This window comes from Collimonas arenae, assembly GCF_000786695.1.
GTDB classification, from domain to species: domain Bacteria; phylum Pseudomonadota; class Gammaproteobacteria; order Burkholderiales; family Burkholderiaceae_D; genus Collimonas; species Collimonas arenae_A.
On sequence record NZ_CP009962.1, the window covers coordinates 343,030 to 369,688 of the forward strand.

The following is a 26,659-nucleotide window of genomic DNA, read 5'->3' on the forward strand; positions in this document are numbered from 1 at the left end:
AGCATGTTTTTCCTTTTTAGCGCGTTCATCCGGACGCGCGGTGCGATACTTCGGCATCCCCGAGGTATCCGCGTGCTCGCGCTGGCTGGCGCAGCCGTTTTCTCCGCCAATACTTTTGCAACCGACCCACCGCTCACGCTGGCAGAGGCACAACGCCGCGCAGTGGAGCGCTCCCGGCAGCTAAGCGCACAGGACTATGCCGTCGCCGCGTCGCGTGACATGGCGGTGGCTGCCGGCCAATTGCCTGATCCCGTCCTCAAGGTTGGCATCGACAACCTGCCTGTCAACGGCCAGGATCGTTACAGCACCACGCGCGACTTCATGACCATGCGGCGGATCGGCCTGATGCAGGAAATTACGCGTGGCGACAAGCGCCAGTTGCGCTCTGAACGGTATGAACTGGAAGCGCAAAAAACGCTGGCCCAGAAAACCGTGACGACTGCCGCCATTGAGCGCGACACGGCGCTGGCCTGGCTCGACCTGTATTACGCACAAGCGATGGCGGCCGTCGTTGCCGAACAAAGCGGCCAGGCGAAGCTTGAAATTCAGGCGGCCGAAGGCGCATATCGTGCCGGCCGCGGTAACCAGGCCGATGTTGTCGCTGCGCGCAGTGCGCTGGCGATGTTTGATGATCGCGCCAGTGAGATTCAACGCCGTGTGCAAAATGCCAGGACCATGCTGGTGCGCTGGATTGGCGGCGGCGACGCCGATGTGCTCCTGGCCGCCAGGCCGGCGACCGACAAGATCCGCCTGGACCCCGCTACGCTCGATACGCAACTGGCCCACCATCCGGAAATCGCCGTGCTGAGCCGGCAGGAAGATATCGCCGCGAATGAGGCCAGACTCGCCAAAGCCAACGAGAAAGCCGACTGGAGCGTCGAAGTGGCCTATCAACAGCGTGGCTCCGCCTATTCGAACATGATATCGGTCGGTCTTTCGATTCCCTTGCAATGGAATCATAAGAACCGCCAGGACCGTGAGCTTTCTTCAAAACTGGCGATGGTTGAACAGGCCCGGGCCGAGCGCGACGAAATGTTGCGTGACCACGTTGCGCAGACCCGCTCGATGATCAATGAATGGGATAACGACCGTGAACGCAGCGTACGCTACGAACGCGAACTGATTCCCCTGGCCAGCGAACGGATCCTTGCCATGTTGACGGCCTACCGCGGCGGCAAAGCGACCCTGGCGGAAGTGCTGGCAGCGCGGCGCAACGAAATTGACGTGCGGCTTCAGGCATTGCAACTGACCACCGAATCCGACCGCCTGTGGGCGCAACTCAATTTCCTGGTTCCGACAGAAGACGCTGATGCGCATTCGGCCATGACCATCAACAAGGATGCCCCATGAAAAACCAGAAGATCCTCTTCGCCCTGATGGCTATCGGGCTGCTTACTGCCGGCGGCTATGGCCTCTATCGTCTCGGCGTCAGTCGCGGCATGCATAGCGGCATGACTATGTCGGCGCCGGTGGCGAGTGCGGCTGCGTCAGGAGACGCAGCGAAAGCCGACAGCGCCGGCAAGAAAGTATTGTATTGGCATGACCCGATGGTGCCTGGCCAGAAATTCGACAAGCCCGGCAAGTCGCCGTTCATGGACATGCAACTGGTACCGGTGTATGCGGGCGACGCCGGCGATGAAGGCAAGGTCAGCGTCAGTTCCCGTGTCCAGGAGAATCTGGGCATCCGGACCGCTGAAGTCATCAAGGGCAACCTGGGGCAAGCCATCGTTGCCGTCGGCAGCGTGGCCTACAACGAACGCGACGTGGCGCAATTGCAGGCCCGCAGCAATGGCTTTGTGGAGCATCTCTACGTCAAGGCAACCCTGGATGCGGTCCATAAGGGCCAGGCATTGGTCGATTTGTATGTCCCTGAATGGGTCGCCGCGCAGGAAGAATATCTGACCGCCAAACGCTTGCACGGCGCGGGTGCGGACGGCTTGGCCGACGCCGCGCGGCAGCGGATGCGCCTGGTCGGTATGAGCGACGCCCAAATCCGCCAGGTCGATACCAGCGGCAAGGTGCAAGCACGTGCAACAGTGACGGCTCCGACCGGTGGCGTTGTGACCGAACTGGCGGTACACGAGGGCATGACGGTGGCAATGGGCGCGCCGCTGTTTCGCATCAATGGCTTGGGCACGGTGTGGGTCAACGCGGAAATCCCGGAAAGTCTCGCTGCGCAAATCAGTATCGGCAATGCGGTCGAGGCGCATGCGGCCGCCTTGCCCGGAACGATTTTCAAAGGCAAGATCAGCGCAATCCTGCCTGACGTCAATCCGGTCACCCGCACGCTCAAGGCACGCATCGAGCTGGCCAATCCTTCAGGACAGCTGATCCCCGGCATGTTTGTGACGGCGAACTTCGTCTCGCCTGCGCGCAAAGATGTCCTGCTGGTGCCGATGGAAGCGGTGATTCAGACGGGGACCCGCAGCGTCGTGATGGTGGATCAGGGTGACGGCAAGTTCGCGCCGGTCGATGTTGACCTCGGTACCGAGACGAACGGCCAGAGCGAGATCCGGGCTGGATTGAGGGCAGGACAAAAAGTTGTCGTCTCCGGCCAATTCCTGATCGACTCGGAAGCCAGCCTGAAAGGTACGGCGACACGCATGGGCGACATGACGGCGGCCTCGCCCAATATTGAGGCTTCGAGCGCGGCAGGGCCAATATCGGGACCAACGCACCACGGCGTCGGTAAAGTTGAAAGTATCGGCAAAGATGAAATTACCATCTCCCATGGCCCGATAGCGACCTTGCAATGGGGAGCGATGACGATGGGCTTTGCGGCGCCGGCCGGCGGTCTTCCCAAGAATATCGCTGTGGGCGACACGGTCGCCTTTGATATCCGCCCGATGAGCGACGGGATGTTTGCAATCGCACGCATTGTCCCGACTGTTGACGTACCTGCACCTGCATCTGCGCCGGCAGCAAGGCATCCGGCCAAGTCAGGCAATGGAGTCGCCAAATGATCGCCAAACTGATCCGCTGGTCGATTGCCAACCGCTTTCTGGTGTTGCTGGCAACGCTGATGGTTGTCGCCTGGGGTATCTGGTCGCTGGCGCGCACACCGCTCGACGCCATTCCGGACCTGTCCGATGTGCAGGTGATTATCCGCACCAGCTATCCGGGCCAGGCGCCGCAAATTGTCGAGAACCAGGTCACCTATCCGCTCACCACCACCATGTTGTCGGTGCCGGGAGCGAAGACGGTGCGTGGCTACTCGTTTTTCGGCGATTCCTTTGTCTATATCTTGTTTGAGGACGGCACCGATCCCTACTGGGCGCGCTCGCGCGTGCTGGAATATTTGAATCAGATGCAGTCACGTTTGCCGCCGCAGGCGAAGGCGTCGCTCGGGCCGGATGCGACCGGCGTCGGCTGGGTCTATGAATACGCATTGACCGACAAGAGCGGAAAAATGGATTTGTCTCAGCTGCGCGCATTGCAGGACTGGTTCCTCAAGTATGAACTGAAGACAGTGCCCAACGTCTCCGAGGTGGCCAGCATTGGCGGTATGGTGAGGCAGTATCAGATCGTGCTCGACCCAGCCAAACTGCGCGCCTACAACATCCCGCAGAGCAGAGTGATCGATGCCGTACAGAAGGCCAACCAGGAAACCGGCGGTTCGGTACTGGAGCTCGGCGAAGCCGAGTATATGGTGCGCGCATCCGGCTACTTGAAATCGCTGGACGATTTCCGCAAGATTCCACTCATGACGACCGAGGCCGGCGTATCGGTCAGGGTGGGCGATGTTGCGCGGGTCCAGGTCGGGCCGGAAATGCGGCGCGGCATTGCTGAACTCAATGGCGAAGGGGAGGTGGCCGGCGGCGTCATCATCATGCGATCCGGCAAGAATGCGCTGGAAACCATCGATGCGGTCAAAGCCAGGCTGGAAACGTTAAAAGCGAGTTTGCCGCCCGGCGTCGAAATCATTCCGACCTACGACCGCTCGAAGCTGATCGAACGCGCGGTCACCAACCTGAAGGAAAAGCTGATCGAAGAGTTCATCGTCGTTGCCGTGGTCTGTGCCATTTTCCTGTTTCATATGCGCTCGGCTCTGGTCGCTATCATTACGCTGCCGATCGGCATATTGATTGCCTTCATCATCATGTACTACCAGGGCGTGAACGCCAACATCATGTCGCTGGGCGGGATTGCGATTGCCGTTGGCGCCATGGTCGATGCGGCGGTAGTCATGATCGAGAATGCCCACAAGCATATCGAGGCCTGGAACCATGCGCATCCCGGCGTAAAGCTGCAGGGCAATGAGCATTGGCGCGTGATTGGCGATGCGGCGGCCGAAGTCGGTCCGGCATTGTTTTTCTCATTGCTGATTATCGTCTTGTCCTTCATCCCGGTATTTACCCTGGAAGCGCAGGAGGGGCGGATGTTCTCGCCGCTGGCGTTTACCAAAACCTACGCGATGGCGGCTGCGGCCGGGCTGGCTGTGACGCTGATACCGGTGTTGATGGGCTATCTGATCCGTGGCCGCATTCCCGATGAGCAGAAAAATCCTCTCAATCGCTTTCTGATTGCCCTCTATCGTCCTCTGTTGAATGGCGTACTGCGTTTCCCGAAGACGACACTGCTGGTTGCCGGTCTGGTTGCGGTGGTGACGATCTGGCCAATATCACGGCTGGGAGGTGAGTTCATGCCGCCACTGGACGAAGGTGATTTGCTGTATATGCCGTCGGCGCTTCCCGGGCTGTCGGTGGGCAAGGCATCGCAGTTGTTGCAGCAGACAGACCGGCTGATTAAAACCGTGCCTGAAGTACAGACAGTCTTTGGCAAGGCCGGCCGTGCAGAGTCGGCGACCGATCCCGCGCCCATGGAAATGTTTGAAACGACGATCCAGCTCAAGCCCCGCGACCAGTGGCGAGCCGGCATGACCACGGACAAGCTGATTGAAGAACTGGATCGTACCGTGAAGGTGCCGGGACTATCGAATATCTGGGTGCCGCCGATCCGCAACCGGATCGACATGCTGGCCACCGGCATCAAGAGTCCGGTCGGCGTCAAGGTGGCCGGGACGAGCCTGCAGGAGATCGACCGCATCACTGCTGAGATCGAGCGCGTCGTCAAACAGGTACCCGGCGTGTCATCGGCGCTCGCAGAGCGGCTCAATGGCGGACGATATGTGGATGTGAATATCGACCGTGACGCGGCAGCGCGCTATGGCCTGAATATCGCCGACGTACAAAGCGTCGTCTCTGCGGCTATTGGTGGCGACAACATCGGCGAAACCGTCGAAGGGTTGCAACGCTTTCCGATCAACGTGCGTTATCCGCGTGAAATCCGCGACTCGGTCGAGAACTTGCGCCAATTGCCCCTATTGACAGAGCGTGGCGCGCAAATAAACCTGGGCGACGTGGCAGCCATCCGGATCAATGACGGACCGCCGATGCTGAAGAGCGAGAATGCCCGTTTGTCGGGCTGGGTGTATGTCGATATTCGCGGCCGCGATCTCAGCTCCGCGGTGCGCGATATGCAACAAGCCGTCGCCAGACAGGTGAAACTGCCCGCCGGCTATTCGATTGCCTGGTCCGGACAGTTTGAGTACCTGGAGCGCGCCACTGAAAAACTCAAGGTAGTGGTGCCGGCGACCTTGCTCATTATCTTTGTGCTGCTGTATCTGACCTTCAAGCGTTTCGATGAAGCGGCATTGATCATGGCGACGCTGCCGTTCGCACTCGCAGGGGGCATCTGGCTGCTTTGGCTGCTGGGACACGATCTATCCGTTGCCAGTGGCGTCGGCTTCATTGCGCTGGCCGGTGTATCTGCGGAATTCGGCGTGATCATGTTGCTCTATCTGAAGCATGCATGGGATGAGCGTGTCTCGCATGGCAAGACCGGCGAAGCGGATTTGCTGGACGCCATTCGCGAAGGTGCGGTGTTGCGGGTACGCCCGAAGGCAATGACGGTCGCAGTCATCATCGCCGGTCTGGTGCCGATCATGCTGGGCGCCGGTACCGGTTCGGAAGTGATGAAGCGCATCGCCGCGCCGATGGTCGGCGGCATGATCACGGCGCCGTTGCTGTCGATGTTTGTGGTGCCTGTCGTATATCTGCTCTTGCGCCGGCGGCAGTTGCGGGTAACGCCTGTCGTTCCTGAACTGGTGGAATAGTAGTTTTATGAGGGACGCAAATTAGGGACGCAAATAAGACAAGCAATTTTTTAATCTGACTTACCCAACCAACGAAGGGAAACACCATGAAACGTACTGCTACGCTGTCCTTGATCCTTGCTTTGTCCGCTTCCGGCATTGCTTTTGCGCAGTCTGGAACTGGAAAAGACATGGCCATGAAAGATATGGACATGAAAGGCATGGACATGAACAAGACCACTAACGACGCCGCTGCGAAATCCGCTATCCATCAGGCCACCGGCGTAGTGAAAGCCGTCGACTCGACGAAAGGAACTGTAACGCTGGCACACGGACCGATCAACACGTTGAAATGGCCAGCCATGACGATGACCTTCATGGTGAACGACAAAATGCTTTTCGATAAACTCGCCGTCGACAAAAAGGTCAACGTCGAGATCAGGCAGCAAGGCGCCAATTACGTTGTGACTGCGGTGAAGTAAGAGAAAAGGCGGGGCGGATATGGGGCATTATGGCGTGACATAATGCCCCAGTTGATGTGGCGAAAACTGTCAATATTTTTCCGCATCATCTCATCTAAAATCGCGCGGCCGTGAGCATGACCGCGCGGATATGATTTTCCGGTATCAGGAAAATCTGGCAGCAAAAGCAGCATCTCTTGGGTGATGCCTTTTCAAGGGAATTTCAACTATAGGTAGCAGGAAGACTGGATCACAGCAGTGCGATCCAGTCTTCACGAATCGCCAGCATCCGTTCCGGATGACGTTACCCCGATGCATATATTGTCCACGCTATTGCCCGCGCTATCGCGTCTGGCGAAGATCTTCATGTCGTGCGTCCTGTTGGTCAGATACCTCGCAGAGCAGAGGTATCTTGAAAGACCGTCGCTCGAAAAGCACAGCGCGACAATATGTCGCACTTTCGATTATCCGTTGTCCCTTAAACTGGCCGCCGAAAAATTCCGTTCGCGATGACGAAATTCATGTGCCGGCTTACGTTCTGCCTTCGGCTTGCGCCTGACGGTATGCGTCGCGGCAGATATCTTTTTCGCGGCGCTTACAACGACAATCGATAGGACTCCCCCCAATGAAACTGACACGCTGCGCTTTTGCGATTTCGCTCACCTTCGCCATGGGCGGAAAAACCTATGCACAAGCCGCCGATCTCCCTGCCGACAACAAGCTGCCGCTGATCACAGTCGTCGGCGCCAAAAGCAATGAGCCGCAGCAAAGCAGCGCCGACAGCGCACTGTTGCTGAACCGGGAACCGGGCTATGCGGCGCAAGCGGCGGGTGGCGTCTCCTCACTGCCGACCCTCAACGGCTTTGCCGCCGACCGCCTGAAAGTGCGGCTGGACGGCATGGAAGTGACCGCTGCCTGTGGTAACCAGATGAATGCGCCGATGTCCTATATGCCGCCGTCGCAAATAGGGGTAACAAGGGTGATTGCCGGCATCACTCCGGTCAGTATCGGCGGCGACAGCATTGGCGGCACCATCGAACTGTCTTCGCCGGCCCCGCAGTTCGCCGACGGCAAAGGTAAATTGCTGACCAAAGGCGGATTTTCGGTATCGGCGCGTAGTGTTAATTCCGAGGTGACGGCGTCCGCGAACGCCACAGTGGCTACCGACAACTTCTCGGTGGGTTACGTTGCCAGCCACTCTGAGGCTCAGAGCTACAAGGCCGGCAATGGAGAGAAGGTGCTGGCCAGCCAGTACGAAAGCAATAACCACGCGCTGACCATCGCCGCCCGTGGCAACGACCAGCAACTGGTGTTCAAGATCGGGCAACAGTACATTCCCCACCAGGGCTTTCCGAACCAGTATATGGACATGACCGGCAACCGCGCCACCACCGCCAATCTCGGTTACGACCGTGGGTTCGACTGGGGCAGGCTGTACGCCAAGCTGTACTGGCAGCAGACTGAGCATGAGATGGGTTTCTTTTCATCCGAACGCCGCGGCGCCATGCCCATGAACACGCGTGGCCGTGACATGGGCTATACCGTGCGCGCCGACATCGCCGTCGGCCAGGGTGACAGCGGCACGCTGCGCCTGGGTAATGAATTCCACAGCTTCCGTCTCAACGATTACTGGCCGCCGGTTCCTGGCTCGATGATGATGGGACCGAATACCTATGTGAACATCAACAACGGCACCCGTGATCGCGCTGCCCTGTTTGCCGAGTGGGAGCAGAAGCTGGGCGCGCAATGGACCACCTTGGTCGGCGTGCGTGACGAGCTGGTCAAGACCGATACCGGCAACGTGCAGCCATACGGCAGCGGCATGATGAACGCCACCGATGTGGCAGCGGCGGCCGCCTTCAACGCACGCGGCCACGGCAAGACCGATAACAACATCGATCTCACTGCACTGGCGCGCTTCGAGCCGGATGCCAGCCGGCGCATCGAATTTGGCTATGCGCGCAAGACGCGCTCGCCCAACCTGTATGAGCGCTATACCTGGGGCCGCGGCACCATGGCAATGACCATGACCAACTGGTTTGGCGACGGCAACGGTTATGTCGGCAATATCGATCTCAAGCCGGAGGTGGCCAACACCCTGAGCGGCACCGTCGACTGGCACAGTGAGGGCAGCGAAAACGGCGCCCGCGACTGGTTCGTCAAGGTCACGCCTTACTACAGCTATGTGCAGAATTACATCGATGCCGATGTCATTGGCAGCTTCCGCCCTTATGGCGTGAAATCGGCGAACGGCAACCTGCTGCAGTTCGCCAATCATGATGCCCAGCTGTACGGCGTCAATCTGTCGTGGAAGATGCCCGTATTGAAAGGGCTCAGCCTGGGCGATATCGACTTTACCGGCAAAGTCGACGTCACACGCGGCAAGCGCGTCGGTGGCGGCAACCTGTATCACATGATGCCGCTCAATGCGCTGGCGGCGCTTGAACAGCACTCCGGCGCCTGGATCAACCGCGTCGAGGCAAACTACGTTGCGCGCAAGACGCTGGTCGATGCACAACGCCTGGAACCGGTGACAGCGAGCTACACCGTGGTTAATCTCAAAAGTACCTACCAGGCGAACAAGAACATCTCCGTCTTCGCTGGCATCAGCAATCTGTTTAACCGAAATTACGCCGATGCATTGGGCGGCGTTTACTTGTCTGGCCTCGCCAGCGCCAGGTCGGACAGCTTGCAGGCATTGCCTGGCTATGGCCGGTCGCTTGATGCCGGTGTGGCGGTTAGTTTCTGATTCCACGGTTTTAGCGCAACGCGAAGCCCCGGATGCACGCATGCATCCGCTTCAGGGGCAAGTGCAACCCCACGTCTCCTTCGCTACGCTGGTGAACGTACCGGCGTTGGTCATCGCAGAATCTCCGGGCGCCCGAGAGCGTCCGGTACGCTCATCGCCTGTCTGCCCCCTGCCGCACCTCCGCCTGAAGAGGAGCCTGTCTCCACTACCGGCCTGGCCTATACTTGAATTTGGCGGAACGGATCAAGCGTTGATCTGTGGCTCACTGTCGCGTCAACTAATGGCTTAAGTAGAGCTTATGATTATATATAGCTATCGATTTGATGAATAAAATTAATTTTATCTATCATTAAATTGAAATTACTATGAATACGCCAATTTGATAATCAGGAGACGCCTCATGGGAAATGCCTCGCTACTCAATCGCTATATCGGGCTCCCAGCCTTATGCCTGGCGACTATCGCGGTGGCGGTCATTGTCCTTGGCAGCGGTCCAAGTATTGCAGCAGCGCCCACTCAGGATAGGGGCGCAGCAATAGGCGATAATCAACGTTCGCAAACTGTTGGCCCGAACGGCCTGATTAAAGAGATGTTGTAGTCACCCAACCTACCCACGACAAAGGAGATCCCCATGTCAACTGAAGCCAAATGTCCTTTCCACCAAGCCGGCGGCGGCACAACCAACAAAGACTGGTGGCCGAACCAGTTACGCGTTGACCTGCTGAACCAGCACTCCAACAAATCCAACCCGTTGGGCGAGAAGTTTGACTACGCTGCAGAGTTCAAGAAACTCGACTACAAGGCGCTCAAGGCGGATCTCATCAAACTCATGACCGACAGCCAGGACTGGTGGCCGGCCGACTTCGGCCACTATGGCCCGCAGTTCATCCGCATGGCCTGGCATGCAGCCGGCACCTACCGCACCCTTGACGGTCGAGGCGGCGGCGGTCGCGGACAACAACGTTTTGCACCGCTCAACTCGTGGCCGGACAACGTCAATATCGATAAATCGCGCCGCCTGTTGTGGCCGATCAAACAAAAATACGGCCAGAAAATCTCCTGGGCCGACCTTTTCATCCTGACCGGTAATGTGGCGCTGGAATCGATGGGCTTCCGCACCTTCGGTTTTGCTGGCGGCCGCGAAGACGTGTGGGAACCAGACATGGACGTGAACTGGGGCGCCGAAACCAAGTGGCTGGGCGACGACAAGCGTTTCGAAGGCGACCGTGAATTGAACAGCAACCTGGCCGCCACCCACATGGGTCTGATCTACGTGAACCCGGAAGGCCCGAACGCCAGCGGCGACTACATGGCAGCAGCCAAGGATATCCGCTCCACGTTCAATCGCATGGCCATGGACGACGAAGAAATCGTCGCTCTGATCGCCGGCGGGCACACCTTTGGCAAGGCCCATGGCGCCGCGCCTGAATCACACAAGGGTCCTGAACCTGAAGGTGCGTCACTTGAAGCGCAAGGCCTGGGCTGGAACAGCAATTTTGGGCAAGGGCACGGCAAAGATACCGTCTCCAGCGGCCTGGAAGTCACCTGGACCAAGACGCCTGCGCTGTGGAGCAACAACTTCTTCGAAAACCTGTTCAAGTACGAATGGGAACTCACCAAGTCGCCAGCCGGCGCCAAGCAGTGGGTGGCCAAGGACGGCCCGGAGATCATCCCCGATGCGCATATTCCAGGCAAGATGCACAAGCCAACCATGCTCACCACCGATTTGACGCTGCGCTATGACCCGGCATTCGGCAAGATTTCCAAGCATTTCTACGAAGACCCGCAAGCCTTCGCTGATGCCTTTGCCCGCGCCTGGTTCAAGCTGACGCACCGTGACATGGGCCCGAAAGCACGTTACCTTGGTCCAGAAGTACCGAAGGAAGACCTGATCTGGCAAGATCCGTTGCCAGCTGCAACGCACCAGCCAACAGCGGCCGACATTGCTGATATCAAGGCCAAGATCGCAGCCTCTGGCCTGTCGGTGGGCGAGTTGGTGTCGGTGGCCTGGGCTTCTGCCTCCACCTTCCGTGGCGGCGACAAACGCGGCGGCGCCAATGGCGCACGCCTGGCTCTGGCTCCTCAGAAGGACTGGGAAGTCAACGCGACGGCAGTGCGTGTTTTGCCAAAGCTGGTGGAAATCCAGAAGGCTTCGGGCAAGGCTTCGCTGGCTGACGTGATTGTGCTGGCAGGCAGCGTTGGTGTTGAACAGGCAGCCAAGGCAGGCGGCATCTCGGTCGAAGTACCTTTCGCACCGGGCCGTACCGATGCCACGCAGGCGCAGACGGATGTTGAAGCTTTTGCCGTGCTGGAGCCGGTAGCGGATGGTTTCCGCAACTACAAGAAGGGCAACATCGGCGCTGCGACTGAAGCATTGCTGGTTGATCGCGCCCAGTTGCTGACGCTGACGGCACCGGAGCTCACAGCGTTGATCGGTGGCTTGCGTGTACTAGGCGCCAACTTTGACGGTAGCAAGCACGGCGTGTTCACCGGCCAGGTCGGCGTACTCAGCAATGACTTCTTCGTCAATCTTCTGGACATGAGCCTGGAGTGGAAAGCCGTGGACGGCGGGGCCGAACTGTTCGAAGGGCGCGACCGCAAGACTGGCGCGGTCAAGTACACAGGCACGCGCAACGATCTGATCTTCGGTTCCAACTCGGTGCTGCGGGCTTATGCCGAGGTCTATGCCACAGCAGACGCCAAAGAGAAGTTCGCCAAGGACTTCGTCGCGGCTTGGGTCAAGGTCATGAACGCAGACCGTTTCGATCTAGCCTAATACTGACTGGCTGAGGCCTTGTCTGGTTCAAGCACAGACAAGGCCTGCTCTTCCCGGTTAGCCGATTAGCGGTTTTCCGGCGAAGGGTGTCTTGTCAGTTCCAAGGTAATCCGCCTTAATAATCCACTTTAATAGTCCGCTTTAACAGGCCGCTGGCCCGCATAGTTTCACGATGCAGGCCAGCGTACTTCCGCTTATTGCTTATTGTTGATTGCTCATCTCTCGTTGTTATTGCTTGCTGAGCTTTGGCGTCGCACTCTCATCTTCCGTCGGGAAAAAATCCTTCAGCAATTTGAAATACGCATCCGACTCTTCCACCCATGGCCGGTGTCCGCTGCGCTCGAAGACGACAAGTTTGCTGCTCGCCGCAGGAAGCGCCGCCTTGATTTCACCTGCAATCTTTGGCGTGCCGACACGGTCGTAACGTCCCACGAAAACCAATGTCGGTACAGTGAGGTTTTTCATGCGAGGGCTCGGATCATATCCCTTCATGGTGCCGCCCACTTGCCACTCCGGATCGTCGCCGATGAAACTCAGATACACATTGGAATTAGAGCCATCTGCCGGGTCGTCGGACCGGTACAGCTTGCTTTCCATGTCGGGATCGCGCCAGTAGATGTCGAGCTCTGTCTCTCCATAGAGGTCGCCATATTCAGGAGCGCCCGATTTAACCCCGCGCGCCCGCATCTGCATCAATTTTTCCCATATCTCGGGGAATTGATTGCGCGCAGTGAAATTGGCGCTGTCGATATTTTCTTGCCAGCTTTGCGCATTGAGCAAGGTGTCGGACAAGACCAGCCTGGAAACATGTTGCGGATACTTCAATGCGTAGGCGAGTGCCGGCATGCCGCCGTATGAATGGCCGATCACCGAAATCCGGTCATAGCCGAGCGCCGTACGCAGCGCTTCGATGTCTTCGGCGTCGCGTTCAACCGTATACTCCGACGAGCGCTGCGCAGGCAGCCGGTCCGAGCGGCCTCTGCCGATGTTATCCAGGTACACGACAGTATGTTCAGCGGCGAGCCTGGAAAACCAGGGATGGAACGATGCGTGGCTGGAGCCAGGCCCGCCTGCGATCAGGAACACCGGAGGACCGGAACCCTCTGTTTCATAATAGATTTTGCCGAATTTCGACGGCGCATAGTGTCCTTTTCCGTGCATCTCTATGCCGGTTTTTGCAGCGGTGTTTGCCGCAGTTTTTGCAGCGGTTTCCGGAGCGGCTTGCGCCAGGGCGCCTGAAGGAAGCCAGGAAAACATCATTGCAGTCAACAGTAGTGAGCCGATTTTTAAAGCGCTGTATTGGTTGAATTGCGATTTCATTTTTTTCTTTCTTTTATCGAAATTGTTGATCATTGTTGATAAGTGTTGATGGGGGGGCTGGCCGCGGCCAGCCTCGGTTCCGGCATTACTTAGCACTACTTGGCATTACTTCACAACATTCACAAGCGCAGGGCGAGCCGCGAAGAAGCTGGTGATGCGGGCGGCGATCTCCGCAGAATCCTCTTCCAGAGCGAAGTGGCCGCTATCGAGAAGATGAAGCTCGGCATTCTTGATATCCCGCAGATAAGCATTGGCGCCAGCCTCGATAAACAACGGGTCGTTCTTGCCCCACACGATCAGGGTAGGCGGCTGGCTCTTGCGGAAATAGTCGTGCCAGGCAGGATATTGTTCGACGTTCGAATGGTAATCAGCCAGCAGATTCATCTGGATCTTGCGGTTCACGTCGTTCTGCAAGCCCTCTTCGTCATGCGTCCATGCATCCGGATTCAGACGTTCAGGATTGCGGGCGCCGGTTTTATACATGTATTGCACGCCCTGCGGACTCAGCACCTGCGACATGGCGCGCTCGGTGTCTGGATTGATGCCGACGCTGAGCTGCTTGATGTCGCTTGCCACCTGCGAAGACAGGCCTTCTTTGTAGGCATTGGCATTCTGGATCACCAGTGCGGAAATCCATTCGGGGTGGCTGGCAGCCATGCGAAAACCGACCGGTCCGCCAAAGTCCTGGACATAGAGAGCAAATTTTGTGAGGCCCTTCTTTTCCACGAAGCGCGTCATGACATCGGCCAGTCCGTCAAACGTCGGCGTGAAGGGCACGCCGTCCGGCACTTCGCTATAACCGCTGCCCGGATAGTCAGGCGCAATGACGTGGAATTTACCCATCAGGGCAGGAATCAAATCCCGGTACATATGCGATGACGATGGAAAACCGTGCAGCAGCACGATGGTCGGATTGGCCGGATTGCCTGCCTCGCGGTAAAAAATCTTGATGCCGTCCACATCCTGGATGCGGTAGGACACTTGTGGCGCCGCCTGCACGTCGAGTGCGGAAAGCATCGTGATAAATAAGCCTAGTAGCGTCGATTTCATGTTGTTTTCCTTGTTGTTGAAATATCAAATAGGGTTGACGAACGAAAATTGCTTTAATCATTGCTTCAATCATTGCTTCAATCATTGTTTCAATCCGGGATAGTCGCTTGCCGCTGCTTTCAAACCATCCATGACTCAAAGATACCTGCAATCATTAGTATCGATAAGATGGACAGTTAGATAAAATGTGTTCATCAATAATGGACAATGAGGCGAACCCCTGACATGGCAGATATTTCTTCAATCAATCTCAATCGCCTGGTGGTGTTTGTCATGGTGGTGGAGGCCGGCTCGCTGACTGCGGCGGCGGGCCGGCTAGGCCTGACCAAGACCATGGTGAGCACGCACATGCAGCGGCTGGAGGCCGAAATTGGCGCCAGTCTGCTGGTGCGCACTACGCGGCGTCTCAGCCTGACCGATGCGGGAGAAATTTTTTACGAAGCCAGCCGCCGCATCGTCGGCGATGCGCAGGCCGCCATATCGGCCGCAGGGCAAGAGACGGCGGAGCCGCGCGGCACTTTACGCGTCACCGCACCGATCGACTATGGTGCAACCGTCGTCGCCCCGGTTGCCGTTGCACTGCAACGGCGTTATCCGATGTTGAAAATAGAGTTGCTGACCGGCGACCGGCTGTTCGATCTTGTCGCAGACGGCATCGATGTCGCCATCCGTGTCGGGCGGCTGGCCGATTCCAGTTACCAGGCCGTTCGCGTCGGCAGCTTTGACCACTGGCTAGTGGCAAGTCCGCAGCTTCTCAGCCAGATCGGCGAGCCGAAGACCCCGGATGACCTCGCTGACCTGCCGTTTATCGCACTATCGGTATTGTCGCAGCCCCTGACATGGACTTTTAAGACAGAGGGCGGTGCAGAACGCACAGTCCGCTTCAAATCGGCGTTTTCCGCAAACACGGCCTATGCCGCCCGTACCTCTGCAGTGGCCGGAGGCGGCTTGACTGTACTCACTGATTTTTCCGTGGAAGACGATCTGGCGGCGGGCCGCCTGGTCCGCATACTGCCCGAATGGCATCTGCATAGCGGCGGCATTCATGCGCTATACCCGGCCACACGGCATCGGCCGAAAAAGACCCGCGTGTTCGTTGATGAGTTGAGAAGCTACATCGACAAAGAGTAATCTCCGGCCCTCTCAACAATATGCCGGCACATGCCGTCGGGAGAAATCTGCTGCAACAATCTGTTTCAACAAGCTGCTTCAATAATGCGTATCGGGTGCAGCCAAATGTGCGACAAAGTGCTTGTCAAGCCAATGCCGTTTTCGTAAAAGTACATTGACTTTTACGCGCTCGCTTTGTATGGTCGTTTAATCTATATAAGAGGAAAAGAAATGTACAAAAAATCTTTGAAAATCATTTCCGCCGCAGCGGTTTTGTTACTGGCTGCATCGTCCGTGCAGGCCGCGAACATGCGTTTTCTCGATGCCACGCCCATCACGTATTTGAAGAAAAAAGACCATGCGGATCTCCACAAGGCCGCCGCTGCCGTCCTGGATGACAAAAAGGATGGAGAGTCTGCAAACTGGACCAACGAGGGTTTGGGTAATTCAGTGCGCATCAATGCAGAGATCAGCGTGGCGAATACCACGAACGACAATGCCACGACCTGCCGCAGTTTGACTGTGGTGCTGCATGCCAAGGGACAAGACCAGACCTTGACGCTTCCGCTGTGCAAAAAGGCGGCCGGCGCATGGGCCATTGAAAAGAAATAGAGGTAGAAATAGACACAATCACGATAGAGATTATCCCCGCTCGCTGTTGCTGCGAGCGGGATGTTTCGTTACTCAGGATGTAGGCGTAACTGTTAAATGAGCTGTTAATTTAGCAGCTAAATTAACTGCTAAATTAGCCGTTAAATTTCACTACCTGATGCAACTGCTCCCCACAACTGCGCGCTTCGTTGATCATCGTTTCGAAAGGCGCGCTGACGATTTCATCGTGGCTTAGCCAGCGCATTTTTTGCGTCAGCGTGTAGTGGTAGCGATAATCGCCCTTGACGCGTTCGCTGCGCAAATCCATGTCATACCACGGCGAACGCACCTGGCAGCTTTGAATATCCTTGTCCAGTTTGCCGCCGGAAAGCGTGATCTCGTGGACGGTTGTTTCCGGATTACCCATGTACAGATCTGCCAGCTGGCCGTTGCGCCGGTAATTGATCAGATCGCTCCATTTTTCGCGCAGCGCCTCAGCGGTATAAAAATAATCCCCGTTCATTTTTTCCAAGGGCCGCAGATCCGTCAGCTTGACTTTGATCTTGTATGTCTTGGGCACGACGAATCCACTGGCTTCGCGAGTGACGGCGCAATCGGTAATCTCTTTGCCGAAATTGTTGCAAAGGTCTTGATCGGTACTGGAGGCGCCCTGTTGACGGTCGGCGACGCTAACCCCCACTGCGGGCAGCGCGCGCATGTCGATATCGGCCGAAATCCGTGCTTTGCCGCTGTCTTCAAAATGCACACGTTTGTTCATGCCGATACTGGTAGCAGGGCTTTGCAGTGGAATATGTTCCTCCCGGACCATGCCCTTGGAATCGATCACCATCACCCAGCGATCTTGAATATCCGGTAAGGTTTGGCCCGGATCGAATACCGGATTGGTTGGATCCAGCCACCACACCTGACCATTGATGACGGCACGGACAATGGCGTGGTTCGGAGCAGCCGTCCCCGGGATCAGCAATGATCTCGCCACATCGCCACGGCTGACCCACGCAACGTCGGCGGAAATGCCGCTCGCCTTGAGCATGGCCGCAAGCAGTACCGAGAGATCTTTACAATCGCCGTAACCGTGCTGCTCGATCTGCGCAAGACTGAACGGCAGGTAGCCGCGATCCGAGGCACGCCAGTCACCCAGGTAGCGATAGTTGTCATTGATGTGCTGCATTAATCCGGAAACTTTCCGCTCAACGGACAGATCATGCAATGCCGCTACGGCCGCGGCGCTCTTGGCTGGCAACGCTGCGCCGACGATCTGGTTGTAACGCGAAGCGACATCGCCAAAGTAGTGTTGTATATCCAGAGAGTTGCCCAATTCCAGGCGCGGGATCAGACGGATATAAGCGTTGTCGGCTTCGTTGATGTAGTTCACATAGGTCGCCTTGTTTTGTTCCACGACCAATTCTTTGCGGTCAGAAGATGGCGTAATGGTGAATCCATCCATTAACTCACTGCGCCACTGAATCGGTTGTTCGGCGCTGAAACTGGCTTTGTAGGCGTCACGGCGCACAGGATTGGGGGCAAATGTCAGAACGTGATGGAAGCCGTTGATCCCGGGTTGCGCAGCATAGTGGATACGTACGGAATAGCTGATGCGCGTGCCTTCCTTGAGGTTGGGAAAAGCCAGGGAAGTTTGCTTTTTACGAGAAAACCCCTGGTCCGGGTTAGGCGCGGTACGCGTATCGATCTGTGACGCTGCTAAAGGGATTGGCTTTCCACCAGGCTGAATCGACTCGGCGCGAATCAGTTCCACCTTGTCCGTCTCCGGATAATTAAAATCAATCCGCGAAAGCATTTCCCTGCCATTGGGTTTGAGAATCGTGTACTGGTAGGTTTCGACACAGTCGGTGCTGCCATTGCTATTGAAATGGCAGCGGGTTTCAAAATCGCTCGCCAACGGCGCTTCAGAAGTCGGCTGATACGCTGCGAAAACGGTCGATGTGGCAAGCCCCAGGCTTGTACAGATCAATGGACGATAAAACGGGAAACGTTGCATAGATGCCTAGACGTGAATCGTTGAACACAAGTACCGCATGCAGGCCCGACACATTACAACGTTGAAGGCCCACGGTACGTCGAAGGCCTGAAATTATAAATAGGAATTATTCTCAATACTAATATTGTTAATAAATTAATGTCAAAATGTTACAGACAGAGTTTCGCGGCAGAGACTTTCAGCCACTATGCGGGCCATGTCGGAAGGGAGGGGAGAGATACGCGGTCGCTTTTCAAGAAGTCCGATTATGTCGGCCACGGCACGGATGATGACCGTGCCGTTCACTGCACTACCGGGTAATCAAACCAAGGTCACAGTCACGTCGATATTGCCACGTGTCGCGTTGGAGTAAGGGCAAACGATATGTGCCGCAGCGATCAGCTTTTCTGCCGTAGCGCGCTCCATGCCTGGCAGAGAGATCTTAAGGTCCACCTCGATTCCGAAACCAGTCGGGATCAGACCGATGCCTACCGTCGCATCGATCGACGCATCTGCAGGCACAACGATCTTGTCGCGGCCGCCGACGAATTTCATTGAGCCGATGAAGCAAGCCGCATAACCGGCTGCAAACAATTGCTCAGGGTTGATGCCCACAGCGCCGGATCCGCCCAGTTCTTTAGGGGTAGTCAGCTTGACGTCCAGCACATTGTCGGAGGAAACAGCGCGGCCTTCACGGCCACCGGTTGCTTTTGCATTGGCGCGATACAGAACTTTTTCGAGTGACATGATGATTTCCTTTAAGTGGTTAAACGAATGAATGAATGAGTGAATGAGTTACTGATTTAACTGGTGCAGGGGTTTGCCATGCCGGCAGCAAGTGCTGCCGGCGAAAGCATCAGCGATTTACAGCGGCCATGATGACGTCCGCAACTTGCTTCGGCCGGGACAGCATCGGTACATGGCTGGTTGGTAGAACGGTGGTAATGGCATGCATTTTCTTGGCGAAATCGCGTTCCAGGCCAGGGTCGATCATGCGGTCATTGCTGGCGACGATGTAATAGTTGGGTTTGTTTTTCCAGGCAGCGAAAGTGATCGGTTCGCCGAATGCCTTCGCCGGGAACAAGCCTTGAGTCGCAGCCATCGCTTTTGCTGTTGTAGCCGGAAGATCCTGCGCGAAGTTCGTTGCATAGGATTCATCGGACAGCGTCACATAGCCGCCAGCATCAGGCTTCAGGGTAGGAATGCCTGGTGGCAGCGGGTAGTCCTTGCCGACGGTGCCTAATGCCTCGCCTTCGGAAGGCGCGAAAGCGGCAACATATACCAGCGCTTTGATCTTGTCGCTCACGCCGGCCTGGGTAATCACAGCGCCGCCCCATGAGTGGCCCACCAGTACAACCTTGCCGGTTTGCGCATCAATGACGCGCTGTGCCGCCGTTACGTCATCCGCAAGGGAAGACAGCGGATTTTGAACAGCGATGACTTTAACGCCTTTCGCTTGAAGCAGAGGAATGACGCGGCCCCAGCTCGAACCATCGGCGAAAGCGCCATGAACGAGAACGACAGTGACGTCGTTAGTCGGGGTTGTTTGAGCAAAGGCTGGAGCAACAGCTGCTGCGGACAAGATTGCAGAAGCCAGCAGGGCGCGTTTGACGGACTTATTCATGATATTTCCTTTTGAGATGGTATTTATATTTATGCGCTAATTATTAGCGCGCTAAGTAAATAAATGGCATTTCGCCGAATTGCGCCCTGCCATGTCGTCAATATAGTGCGCTAATTATTAGTGCGCAAGTTAATTTTAAAAATATTTTTACGGCCTGTTGCACATGCTTGACGCCTAGCTATCCAGGTTTTTACTGAGTTTTGTCATTCCGCTCATTATCTGCTCCGCTTCCTGTGCGGTAATGCCAGAGGCTTCAGCAATGCATTTACTGATCCGAACGCCATCTGCGCGCAATGCCTTGCCGGCTTCCGTCAAGGTCAGAACCCGATTTCGCTCATCCATGGCGTCACGGCTGCGGATGACATAGCCGACAGCCTCCAGTCGTTTCACCAATGGCGTAATCGAGCCAGGATCCTGCTGCAGGCGTGCCGCCAGGTCTTTGATGCCGATACCTTCTTCTTCCCACAAGACCACCATGACCAGATATTGCGGATAAGTCAGGTGCAGTTCGGCCAGCATCGGCTTATACAGCTGAGTCATCTTGAGGGATGTGGAATACAGCTTGAAGCACAGATGCTCATCAAGCGAAGGTGGGCGAGGGCCGGTAGTCATTTGCGTTGTCCTTGAAAGTAATTAAGCTTAGCGCACTAACGATTCCGCGGCAACCATCAATCCACGCGATTAATCTGTGTTCGGCGGCAGACGTCTTTGGTTGTTTGAACGGCTTTGCGGTTGCTGACACCGAGCGATAAGAACCGGGCCTGCCCTTGCGTACTGGCGCGTTCTTTCAATGGAAAGCCCACCGCATGATGTATCAGCTCATCCTGGCGATCAGGCGGAAGCCAGAATCAGGGTATCAAAATGGCAGATCCCGTAATTTGGCGCGAGCGGATATCTTCATGAGCACGCTTCACATCACTCAAGCGGTCGCGCGGATCCTTGCTTCAATTGGCTGACGAACCAGCGTCCGGCCGGGCCTGGCGGCATATCCTTGCGGTATATCGCATGCATGGAAAAGGCTGAACCCAAGGTCGAATGGGGCTCCAGTTCAATCGTCACCAATCTACCGCGTGCGATATCGTCTTCAACCATGTGTTGCGGCATGATGCCCCAGCCCAGGCCGGCACGCAAAAATGCATGCTTGGCGCCCAGGTCGGCAAGTCGCCACACCAGCGGCGATACGACCCCGAAATTGCGGCCTTCGGTGAGGCTGGAGCGATCTGTCAGCACAAGTTGCACATGGCTGGCGGCGGCAGCGCGAGGAATGGGTTGGTCAATGCTTGCGAGGGGGTGCGTTGGCGCAACCATCGTTACTGCAGGAACGCTCAGCAAGTATTCGGATTCACAATTGCTCGGCACCTCAGGTAAAGATCCGATGATGCCGATGCGGCTGCGGCCGTCGAGCACTGGCTGGATTACCGCGCCAAGCGCCTCGACATATAACCTTAGCGGGGTGATAGGGAAGGCTTCATGAAAAGCGCGCACGGCTTCGGTGAGCGCCTCAATCGGGTACATCACGTCTACCGCCACGGAGAGTTCCGGTTCAAGCCCTTCCGCCAAGGTCCGCGCCTTCGCCTTGAAGCCATCCATGCTGTCAGCCGCCGCACGCGCATTGGCCAGCAATGCCTTGCCGGCCTCCGTCAGTTGCGGATAACGGCCGGTTCTTTCAAACAACGGAAATCCCACCTGCTGTTCCAGATTGGCGAGCGTCTGGCTGACAACCGATTGCGCGCGCCGCAGCTTGCGTCCGGCGGCGGAAAAGCTCCCCTCGTCTGCTGCAGCAATAAAGGTGCGCAGCTGGTCCATGGACATCGCATCTAGCATGTATCGCTCCTGACGATTGATTCCATCGAAATATATAGGCTTCCGCGATAGCAGTCCAGTGCCTACCATGCAGTCATTGCTTCAACACGTCATCAACACCCTACACCCTCACTCAGGAGAAGAATCATGCACGCAATTGACAACAAAGCCGTTGCCCTTCCCGAAACAGCAACGCCCAATGCTCGCCAGGTAATTTATCGTACCCATGGACGACGCCAGGAATGGTTCACCCGTCTTGCCAGCCCATCGGGCATAGGCGAAAAAATCAAGCCCTTCGTTTTCCTGGACGATTTTGATGTCCGCTCCACCGGCAAGCCGCTCTCCGGCATGCATCCGCACTCAGGCATTGCCACCATCACCGTCGTCCTCTCCGGCAATATGGAATACCAGGACAGCACAGGTAAAAGCGGCACGTTGTCAGCCGGAAGCGTCGAATGGATGAAGGCCGGCGGCGGTGTCTGGCATGGCGGCGGCGCCGCCGAAGGCGACCACGTCCGTGGCTTTCAACTGTGGATCGCATTGCCGCCGGAAGATGAAAATGGTCCCGCACACAGTCAGTACCTCGCACCGGAACAAGTTCAGACGCACGGCCCTGCCCGGGTCGTTCTAGGCCGCTACGGAAATGCAGCGAGCGCAATCGTCACCCGCGCATCGATCAATTATCTGCATGTCACATTGAAAAATGGCCAGCGCTGGCGTTACCAACCCCCGGAAGGGCACACAGTAGGCTGGGTCGCCACTAGCGTGGGCAAGCTGCACGCAGCAGGAACGGTGTTGCAGAAAGAACTCGCTGTATTCGAAGAGTCGACAGACGCCCTGGATTTTTACGCAGAAGGCGACACTGAATTCGTTCTCGGGTCCGCAGTCAAGCATCCCCACGATCTTGTGTTGGGATATTACTCGGTGCACACGAATGGTGAAGCGCTGGAGCGTGGCGAAACCGAGATTGAAAACATCAGAAAGCAATTGGAAGCAAATCGCAGTGTGTAATTCCCGAGCAGTATTTTTATCTTTATTTTCTACTCATTTTCTACTCATTTTCTACTCATTTTTAATTTATTTTTTTAACTTACTTTCAACGTATTTCCAACTAAATCAGGAGCTAACATGCAAAACGTAACTAACCCATCATCTACTTTTCCACTGGTCGGCCGACTCATGATGGCGGCGATTTTTCTGATCAGTGGTTTCGGCAAAATCGCCGCTCCCGCCATGACCATCGGCTACATCGGCGCCATGGGATTGCCGTTCCCGACTTTGGGGTTTGCTCTGGCTGTTGTGGTTGAAGTCGGTGGCGGCTTGCTGCTGGCGTTCGGTTTCCAAACGCGTATCGTCGCGCTGGTACTGGCCGTATTTTCAGTAGTCACCGGCCTGGTATTCCATCACGCCATCGGCGATCAGAATCAATTGTTCAATCTGCTCAAGAACATCGCCATGGCTGGCGGTCTGCTGCAAATCATGAGCTTCGGCCCTAGCGCATTGAGTCTCGATGCGCGCAAGCTGGCAAAAGCCACGCCTCGCGCAGCCTGAACTGCAACACGAACATCCACATGCATTGCAAGAACTCATGGTAAGTCACCGTGAGTTCCATTTATCCGTATTGACCACGACAACAAATGAAAGGATTCATCATGTCTGACAACTCACAAAACACACAAGCTAATAAAGAAAGCTTTCAACATATCGGCATCATCGGCGCCGGTGCAATCGGCCAGGCGATGGCGAAGCAGGCCGTCCGGGCTGGCCTGAAGGTCACGCTCAGCAATAGCCGCGGCCCGGAATCGCTCGCCGCAGTGATCGACCAGTTGGGGCCCAACGCCCACGCCGGCAGCGTCCGCGATGCGGCAGCGGCGGACATTGTCGTCCTGAGCGTGAACTGGGCGCAATTGCCGTCGGCATTGGCCGGCCTTCCATCGTGGGACGGCCGTATTGTCATCGACGCCACCAATCCGGTCATCCAGCCCGGCTATCAACTGGCCGAACTTGGCGGACGTAACTCCGGCGAGGTCGTGACCGATATGCTGCCCGGCGCCCGGCTCGTAAAATCATTCAACACCTTGCTTGCTGCAGTTCTGGCCAGCGATCCAAAGCAAGCCGGCGGCAAGCGCGTGGTGTTTTTATCGGGCGACGATGCAGTAGCCAAATCCACCGTAGAACAGCTCATAGAACGGTTGGGCTTTGCCAGCATCGATCTTGGCAGCCTGGCCGTCGGCGGCAAGCTGCAACAGTTTCCGGGCGGCCCGTTACCCGCAGTGAACCTGATCAAAGTTTCTAACTGAAGCCGGAGTTAAGTCTGGCGTGTGGTGAGCTGTATCGCAGGTGTGATTGCGGAATCAATTGCTAATGAAAACAGGAGTTCCCATGAACAATCTTGAATTCACTTTACCCACGCCAACCGGGCCCACCCGCGGTAGCGGCCATCGCACGTGATGTTCTGTAAGGCCAGTGTCAACAGGCGTTCGACGCATCCATCTATAGATACGCCCAGGTACGTCCAGATACGTCTAGATACGCCCGGGAATGAAGAAGCTAGTGGCCGTGAGCGAAAAATGCCGATGAGCAATTTATTTTGATTTCAAATATAGTAGGCAATCACGGCTTTTTGTAGAGATGCCATTTGCGCTGCCTGATCGCCGTGTCTAACAACATGCAAAGAGCCCGCACTTCGATGCGCCTGCTGTAAAAAAATCTAAATGCCCACCGATGTAATCAGGAGAAAAAATGAATTCCAAGTCTGCGCCTCGAAACGATATCTGGCTGGCTTCAGGCGTTCGCACGCCTTTCTCCAAAATTGATGGCGCACTGAGCGACTATGACGCGATCCAATTGTCAGTACCCCTGGCGCAGCAAATGGTCGGCAGCTTACGAAACGGGGCGCTCCCGGATTTCACCGTCTGGGGAACCGTCGTTCCCAATCTGACCTGGAGCAACATTGCCCGGGAAATCCTGATGGATGCCGGCGTTGCGCCAACGGTCCCCGCATTCTCAACAATCATGGCGTGCTCAACGAGCATGGTCGGCGCCATCGAAGCCGCCGGCATGATTGGCAATGGCAGCAACCAACTTGCTTTGGTTGGCGGCGTCGAAAGCATGAGCAATGTCCAAATCGGACTCCCCATGAAATTGTCCGAATGGGTCAAAAAATTTCAGCAGGCGAGGTCCATCGGCAAAAAATTGTCGCAGCTCGCCGACCTCGCGCTGCGTGACGTGCGTTTGTACATCCCAGCGGTAACTAATCGCACCAGCGGGCTGAGCATGGGAGAACATACGGAAATCACGGTCAAGGAATGGGAGATAGGAAGAGCCGAGCAAGACGCACTGTCGCTCCGCGGGCATCAACGCGCCGTGGCCGGTTGGGAAAGCGGCTTCTTCGATGACCTCGTCATTCCCGTGGGCGGAGCTACCCGCGATACCATTCCGCGCGCCGATACATCACTGGAAAGGCTCGGCAAATTACAACCCGCATTTGACAAGACCAGCGGCAAAGGTACGCTGACAGCAGGCAATTCGTCCCCTCTCACCGACGGCGCATCATCGATCTGGGTCGCTTCGACCGAAGGTTTGAACAGGTTGCCATCGACCGTGCCGAAAGTACGGCTAGTCGACTTTGAGTTGGCAGCGGTAGATTTTCGTACCGAAGGTTTGTTGATGGCGCCGGCATTCGCCATTCCGCGCCTGCTGGCGCGGCATCAACTCGCGTATGAAGATGTCGGCTTGTGGGAGATACATGAGGCGTTCTCAGGACAAGTGCTTTTCCACATCAAGGCGATGGAAGACGCAATATTCCTCAAAGAAAAAGCAAAGGTTGACCAGTCATTTGGCAAATTCCCGTTTGAGCGCCTCAATCCGAACGGCGGCAGCGTCGCACTCGGCCATCCGTTTGGCGCAACTGGCGGACGTATTCTCAGCCAGGCGGTAAAGGAATTGGCATTGATGCCGATCGGTACATACGCAATTGTCAGCATATGTGCGGATGGGGGGCAGGGCAGCGTCATGCTTTTGCAAAACGCTTAGTGAATGCTTGTCATGAGCTGAGTTATCAACCGGAGTAAACCAGACTCGGCCTGCCATCCGGTGTCAGATTTTGTCGGAACTTGAACCGGTCTGATAGGCCGGGATCGGCCAGGAGCAGCCATCCAACAATGATGACAATAATTTTCGGTGAGACTAACGATTAGAGGGCATAAGGATGCTGGGAAAATTGTTTGGAACTAAGCAGAAGGCAAAGCCATTTCAAGTGGCCAACGCTAGTATGGAATTTTTCGGAGAGCCAAGCGGCCCCGGTCTATCCGAGTTACGAATCGAGATGACAAGTCGTTTACTGCGTTTTCCTATCGTTAAGAATGCCTATCTGACGAGACTCAAGCACCAAGGCGAGGACGTTATCCGGATTGGTCTAGCAATTGATACTGACGCTGCCACTGCGGACCAAATGCAGGAAATCGCGAATTCTTGTGCTGGCTTTTTGCCGATGGACATCCTGTTTTTGGATTCGCTCGATGTTGAAATTAGTACGAGACTGAGAAGCCAGTGTAGGCCATTGCTTTTCTCCAGCTTAAGCTTATTTGAATGCCCAATTGTAGTTAGCAAGGGAGTAAATGTTGAAATGCCAGAAAGTTGGGAATCTGCTGTCATTTGCATGTATGTTGCCTCGCCTGACATTGAAAACGCACTACTGACTGCTGTCCAGATAATTCGTGAGAATGGATATGAGTTCAAAGCAGTTCATGATGGGAAAGTGCATCTCATAGATGCGCAAAGCTGGTGGAATGGTTTTGTTTTGGAAACCTGGCCCAATCATTCGTCATATTTCCCATCGCAGGAACGAATTATGGCATTGGTGGCCACTGGAGGCCATTTCAAAGGGCCTATCTTAGAATGGAAAACGTGCCGCTCAGGGTGACGCCATGCATCGTTAAGTCCGCTATTTCAAGAGACTCAAAACGGCCATCAGCGCTCTGTGGCCCATCCCGCGAATTTGATGGTGTTTTTGCAATTTGCATGGTGGCATACCCTGGCTTCGATAGGTGGGTACATTTAGGCAAACTCCTACAGGAGAGA

At 56.1% G+C, this 26,659-nt stretch carries 21 protein-coding genes; 14 read left to right on the forward strand and 7 right to left on the reverse strand.

The window, feature by feature from the left end; genetic code table 11:
* Positions 1–3 precede the first annotated feature (3 nt).
* The 7 genes from LT85_RS01505 (at position 4) to katG (ending at position 12,080) form a co-directional block, all read left to right on the forward strand.
* A complete protein-coding gene (locus tag LT85_RS01505; RefSeq protein ID WP_081991921.1) occupies positions 4–1,350 on the forward strand; it encodes a TolC family protein in 1,347 nt (448 codons plus the stop codon).
* Positions 1,347–2,963: an efflux RND transporter periplasmic adaptor subunit gene (locus tag LT85_RS01510; protein WP_052134532.1), complete on the forward strand. Its 1,617-nt coding sequence runs from the start codon at positions 1,347–1,349 to the stop codon at positions 2,961–2,963. The genes LT85_RS01505 and LT85_RS01510 overlap by 4 nt, the downstream gene beginning before the upstream one ends.
* Complete coding sequence (locus tag LT85_RS01515) at positions 2,960–6,115, forward strand: efflux RND transporter permease subunit (protein ID WP_038484428.1); 3,156 nt, start codon at positions 2,960–2,962, stop codon at positions 6,113–6,115. Before LT85_RS01510 ends, LT85_RS01515 begins: the two co-directional genes overlap by 4 nt.
* Before the next feature lie 86 nt (positions 6,116–6,201).
* Positions 6,202–6,576 carry a copper-binding protein gene (locus LT85_RS01520; RefSeq protein WP_038484430.1) on the forward strand — a complete coding sequence of 125 codons (375 nt, stop codon included), beginning with the start codon at positions 6,202–6,204 and terminating at the stop codon, positions 6,574–6,576.
* A 604-nt stretch (positions 6,577–7,180) separates the two neighbouring features.
* A complete protein-coding gene (locus LT85_RS01525; RefSeq protein WP_038484433.1) occupies positions 7,181–9,304 on the forward strand; it encodes a TonB-dependent receptor in 2,124 nt (707 codons plus the stop codon).
* Positions 9,305–9,704: 400 nt separating this feature from the next.
* Positions 9,705–9,902, forward strand: a complete 198-nt coding sequence (locus LT85_RS01530; RefSeq protein ID WP_038484437.1) for a hypothetical protein — start codon at positions 9,705–9,707, stop codon at positions 9,900–9,902.
* Positions 9,903–9,935: 33 nt separating this feature from the next.
* Positions 9,936–12,080, forward strand: coding sequence for a catalase/peroxidase HPI (gene katG / locus LT85_RS01535; RefSeq protein ID WP_038484440.1), 2,145 nt, complete (start codon positions 9,936–9,938; stop codon positions 12,078–12,080).
* Between the two features lie 228 nt (positions 12,081–12,308).
* Here the strand turns inward: katG and LT85_RS01540 are convergent, their stop codons facing one another.
* Together LT85_RS01540 and LT85_RS01545 are read right to left on the reverse strand one after the other, a co-directional pair.
* Complete coding sequence (locus LT85_RS01540) at positions 12,309–13,400, reverse strand: alpha/beta fold hydrolase (protein WP_172656930.1); 1,092 nt, start codon at positions 13,398–13,400, stop codon at positions 12,309–12,311.
* Between the two features lie 105 nt (positions 13,401–13,505).
* Positions 13,506–14,450, reverse strand: coding sequence for an alpha/beta fold hydrolase (locus LT85_RS01545; protein WP_253273642.1), 945 nt, complete (start codon positions 14,448–14,450; stop codon positions 13,506–13,508).
* 225 nt (positions 14,451–14,675) lie between these two features.
* Here LT85_RS01545 and LT85_RS01550 point away from each other — a divergent pair, with 225 nt between their 5' ends.
* Complete coding sequence (locus LT85_RS01550; protein WP_038484446.1) at positions 14,676–15,581, forward strand: LysR family transcriptional regulator; 906 nt, start codon at positions 14,676–14,678, stop codon at positions 15,579–15,581.
* Positions 15,582–15,791: 210 nt separating this feature from the next.
* A complete protein-coding gene (locus tag LT85_RS01555; RefSeq protein WP_038484449.1) occupies positions 15,792–16,172 on the forward strand; it encodes a hypothetical protein in 381 nt (126 codons plus the stop codon).
* 133 nt (positions 16,173–16,305) lie between these two features.
* On the opposite strand, the gene LT85_RS01560 is transcribed toward LT85_RS01555, so the two are convergent.
* From LT85_RS01560 to LT85_RS01580, 5 genes are all read right to left on the reverse strand, one after another.
* A complete protein-coding gene (locus tag LT85_RS01560) occupies positions 16,306–18,171 on the reverse strand; it encodes a DUF3857 domain-containing transglutaminase family protein (protein WP_038484453.1) in 1,866 nt (621 codons plus the stop codon).
* 300 nt (positions 18,172–18,471) lie between these two features.
* Positions 18,472–18,897 (reverse strand): organic hydroperoxide resistance protein, encoded by a 426-nt coding sequence (locus LT85_RS01565; RefSeq protein ID WP_038484456.1) that lies wholly within the window; start codon positions 18,895–18,897, stop codon positions 18,472–18,474.
* 109 nt (positions 18,898–19,006) lie between these two features.
* Complete coding sequence (locus LT85_RS01570; RefSeq protein WP_038484459.1) at positions 19,007–19,774, reverse strand: alpha/beta fold hydrolase; 768 nt, start codon at positions 19,772–19,774, stop codon at positions 19,007–19,009.
* A 174-nt stretch (positions 19,775–19,948) separates the two neighbouring features.
* Positions 19,949–20,386, reverse strand: coding sequence for a MarR family winged helix-turn-helix transcriptional regulator (locus LT85_RS01575; protein ID WP_038484462.1), 438 nt, complete (start codon positions 20,384–20,386; stop codon positions 19,949–19,951).
* A 303-nt stretch (positions 20,387–20,689) separates the two neighbouring features.
* Complete coding sequence (locus LT85_RS01580) at positions 20,690–21,598, reverse strand: LysR family transcriptional regulator (protein ID WP_038484465.1); 909 nt, start codon at positions 21,596–21,598, stop codon at positions 20,690–20,692.
* 126 nt (positions 21,599–21,724) lie between these two features.
* Between LT85_RS01580 and LT85_RS01585 the strand changes: the two genes are divergently transcribed.
* The 5 genes from LT85_RS01585 (at position 21,725) to LT85_RS01605 (ending at position 26,501) form a co-directional block, all read left to right on the forward strand.
* Positions 21,725–22,588, forward strand: a complete 864-nt coding sequence (locus LT85_RS01585; protein ID WP_038484467.1) for a pirin family protein — start codon at positions 21,725–21,727, stop codon at positions 22,586–22,588.
* A 117-nt stretch (positions 22,589–22,705) separates the two neighbouring features.
* Entirely contained in the window at positions 22,706–23,128 is a 423-nt protein-coding gene (locus LT85_RS01590; protein ID WP_038484470.1) for a DoxX family protein, read from the forward strand.
* A gap of 101 nt (positions 23,129–23,229) precedes the next feature.
* Positions 23,230–23,877 carry an NADPH-dependent F420 reductase gene (locus LT85_RS01595; RefSeq protein WP_052134534.1) on the forward strand — a complete coding sequence of 216 codons (648 nt, stop codon included), beginning with the start codon at positions 23,230–23,232 and terminating at the stop codon, positions 23,875–23,877.
* A 442-nt stretch (positions 23,878–24,319) separates the two neighbouring features.
* Positions 24,320–25,612 (forward strand): thiolase family protein, encoded by a 1,293-nt coding sequence (locus LT85_RS01600; protein WP_038484473.1) that lies wholly within the window; start codon positions 24,320–24,322, stop codon positions 25,610–25,612.
* A 175-nt stretch (positions 25,613–25,787) separates the two neighbouring features.
* Complete coding sequence (locus LT85_RS01605) at positions 25,788–26,501, forward strand: hypothetical protein (protein ID WP_038484476.1); 714 nt, start codon at positions 25,788–25,790, stop codon at positions 26,499–26,501.
* Positions 26,502–26,659: the final 158 nt, after the last annotated feature.

Excerpts from the sequence above, each read along its gene's own strand:
- LT85_RS01505 (WP_081991921.1), top strand. The coding sequence starts at position 4 with ATGTTTTTCCTTTTTAGCGCGTTCATCCGGACGCGCGGTGCGATACTT.
- LT85_RS01510 (WP_052134532.1), top strand. The coding sequence starts at position 1,347 with ATGAAAAACCAGAAGATCCTCTTCGCCCTGATGGCTATCGGGCTGCTT.
- LT85_RS01515 (WP_038484428.1), top strand. The coding sequence starts at position 2,960 with ATGATCGCCAAACTGATCCGCTGGTCGATTGCCAACCGCTTTCTGGTG.
- LT85_RS01520 (WP_038484430.1), top strand. The coding sequence starts at position 6,202 with ATGAAACGTACTGCTACGCTGTCCTTGATCCTTGCTTTGTCCGCTTCC.
- LT85_RS01525 (WP_038484433.1), top strand. The coding sequence starts at position 7,181 with ATGAAACTGACACGCTGCGCTTTTGCGATTTCGCTCACCTTCGCCATG.
- LT85_RS01530 (WP_038484437.1), top strand. The coding sequence starts at position 9,705 with ATGGGAAATGCCTCGCTACTCAATCGCTATATCGGGCTCCCAGCCTTA.
- katG (WP_038484440.1), top strand. The coding sequence starts at position 9,936 with ATGTCAACTGAAGCCAAATGTCCTTTCCACCAAGCCGGCGGCGGCACA.
- LT85_RS01540 (WP_172656930.1), bottom strand. The coding sequence starts at position 13,400 with ATGAAATCGCAATTCAACCAATACAGCGCTTTAAAAATCGGCTCACTA.
- LT85_RS01545 (WP_253273642.1), bottom strand. The coding sequence starts at position 14,450 with ATGAAATCGACGCTACTAGGCTTATTTATCACGATGCTTTCCGCACTC.
- LT85_RS01550 (WP_038484446.1), top strand. The coding sequence starts at position 14,676 with ATGGCAGATATTTCTTCAATCAATCTCAATCGCCTGGTGGTGTTTGTC.
- LT85_RS01555 (WP_038484449.1), top strand. The coding sequence starts at position 15,792 with ATGTACAAAAAATCTTTGAAAATCATTTCCGCCGCAGCGGTTTTGTTA.
- LT85_RS01560 (WP_038484453.1), bottom strand. The coding sequence starts at position 18,171 with ATGCAACGTTTCCCGTTTTATCGTCCATTGATCTGTACAAGCCTGGGG.
- LT85_RS01565 (WP_038484456.1), bottom strand. The coding sequence starts at position 18,897 with ATGTCACTCGAAAAAGTTCTGTATCGCGCCAATGCAAAAGCAACCGGT.
- LT85_RS01570 (WP_038484459.1), bottom strand. The coding sequence starts at position 19,774 with ATGAATAAGTCCGTCAAACGCGCCCTGCTGGCTTCTGCAATCTTGTCC.
- LT85_RS01575 (WP_038484462.1), bottom strand. The coding sequence starts at position 20,386 with ATGACTACCGGCCCTCGCCCACCTTCGCTTGATGAGCATCTGTGCTTC.
- LT85_RS01580 (WP_038484465.1), bottom strand. The coding sequence starts at position 21,598 with ATGCTAGATGCGATGTCCATGGACCAGCTGCGCACCTTTATTGCTGCA.
- LT85_RS01585 (WP_038484467.1), top strand. The coding sequence starts at position 21,725 with ATGCACGCAATTGACAACAAAGCCGTTGCCCTTCCCGAAACAGCAACG.
- LT85_RS01590 (WP_038484470.1), top strand. The coding sequence starts at position 22,706 with ATGCAAAACGTAACTAACCCATCATCTACTTTTCCACTGGTCGGCCGA.
- LT85_RS01595 (WP_052134534.1), top strand. The coding sequence starts at position 23,230 with ATGTCTGACAACTCACAAAACACACAAGCTAATAAAGAAAGCTTTCAA.
- LT85_RS01600 (WP_038484473.1), top strand. The coding sequence starts at position 24,320 with ATGAATTCCAAGTCTGCGCCTCGAAACGATATCTGGCTGGCTTCAGGC.
- LT85_RS01605 (WP_038484476.1), top strand. The coding sequence starts at position 25,788 with ATGCTGGGAAAATTGTTTGGAACTAAGCAGAAGGCAAAGCCATTTCAA.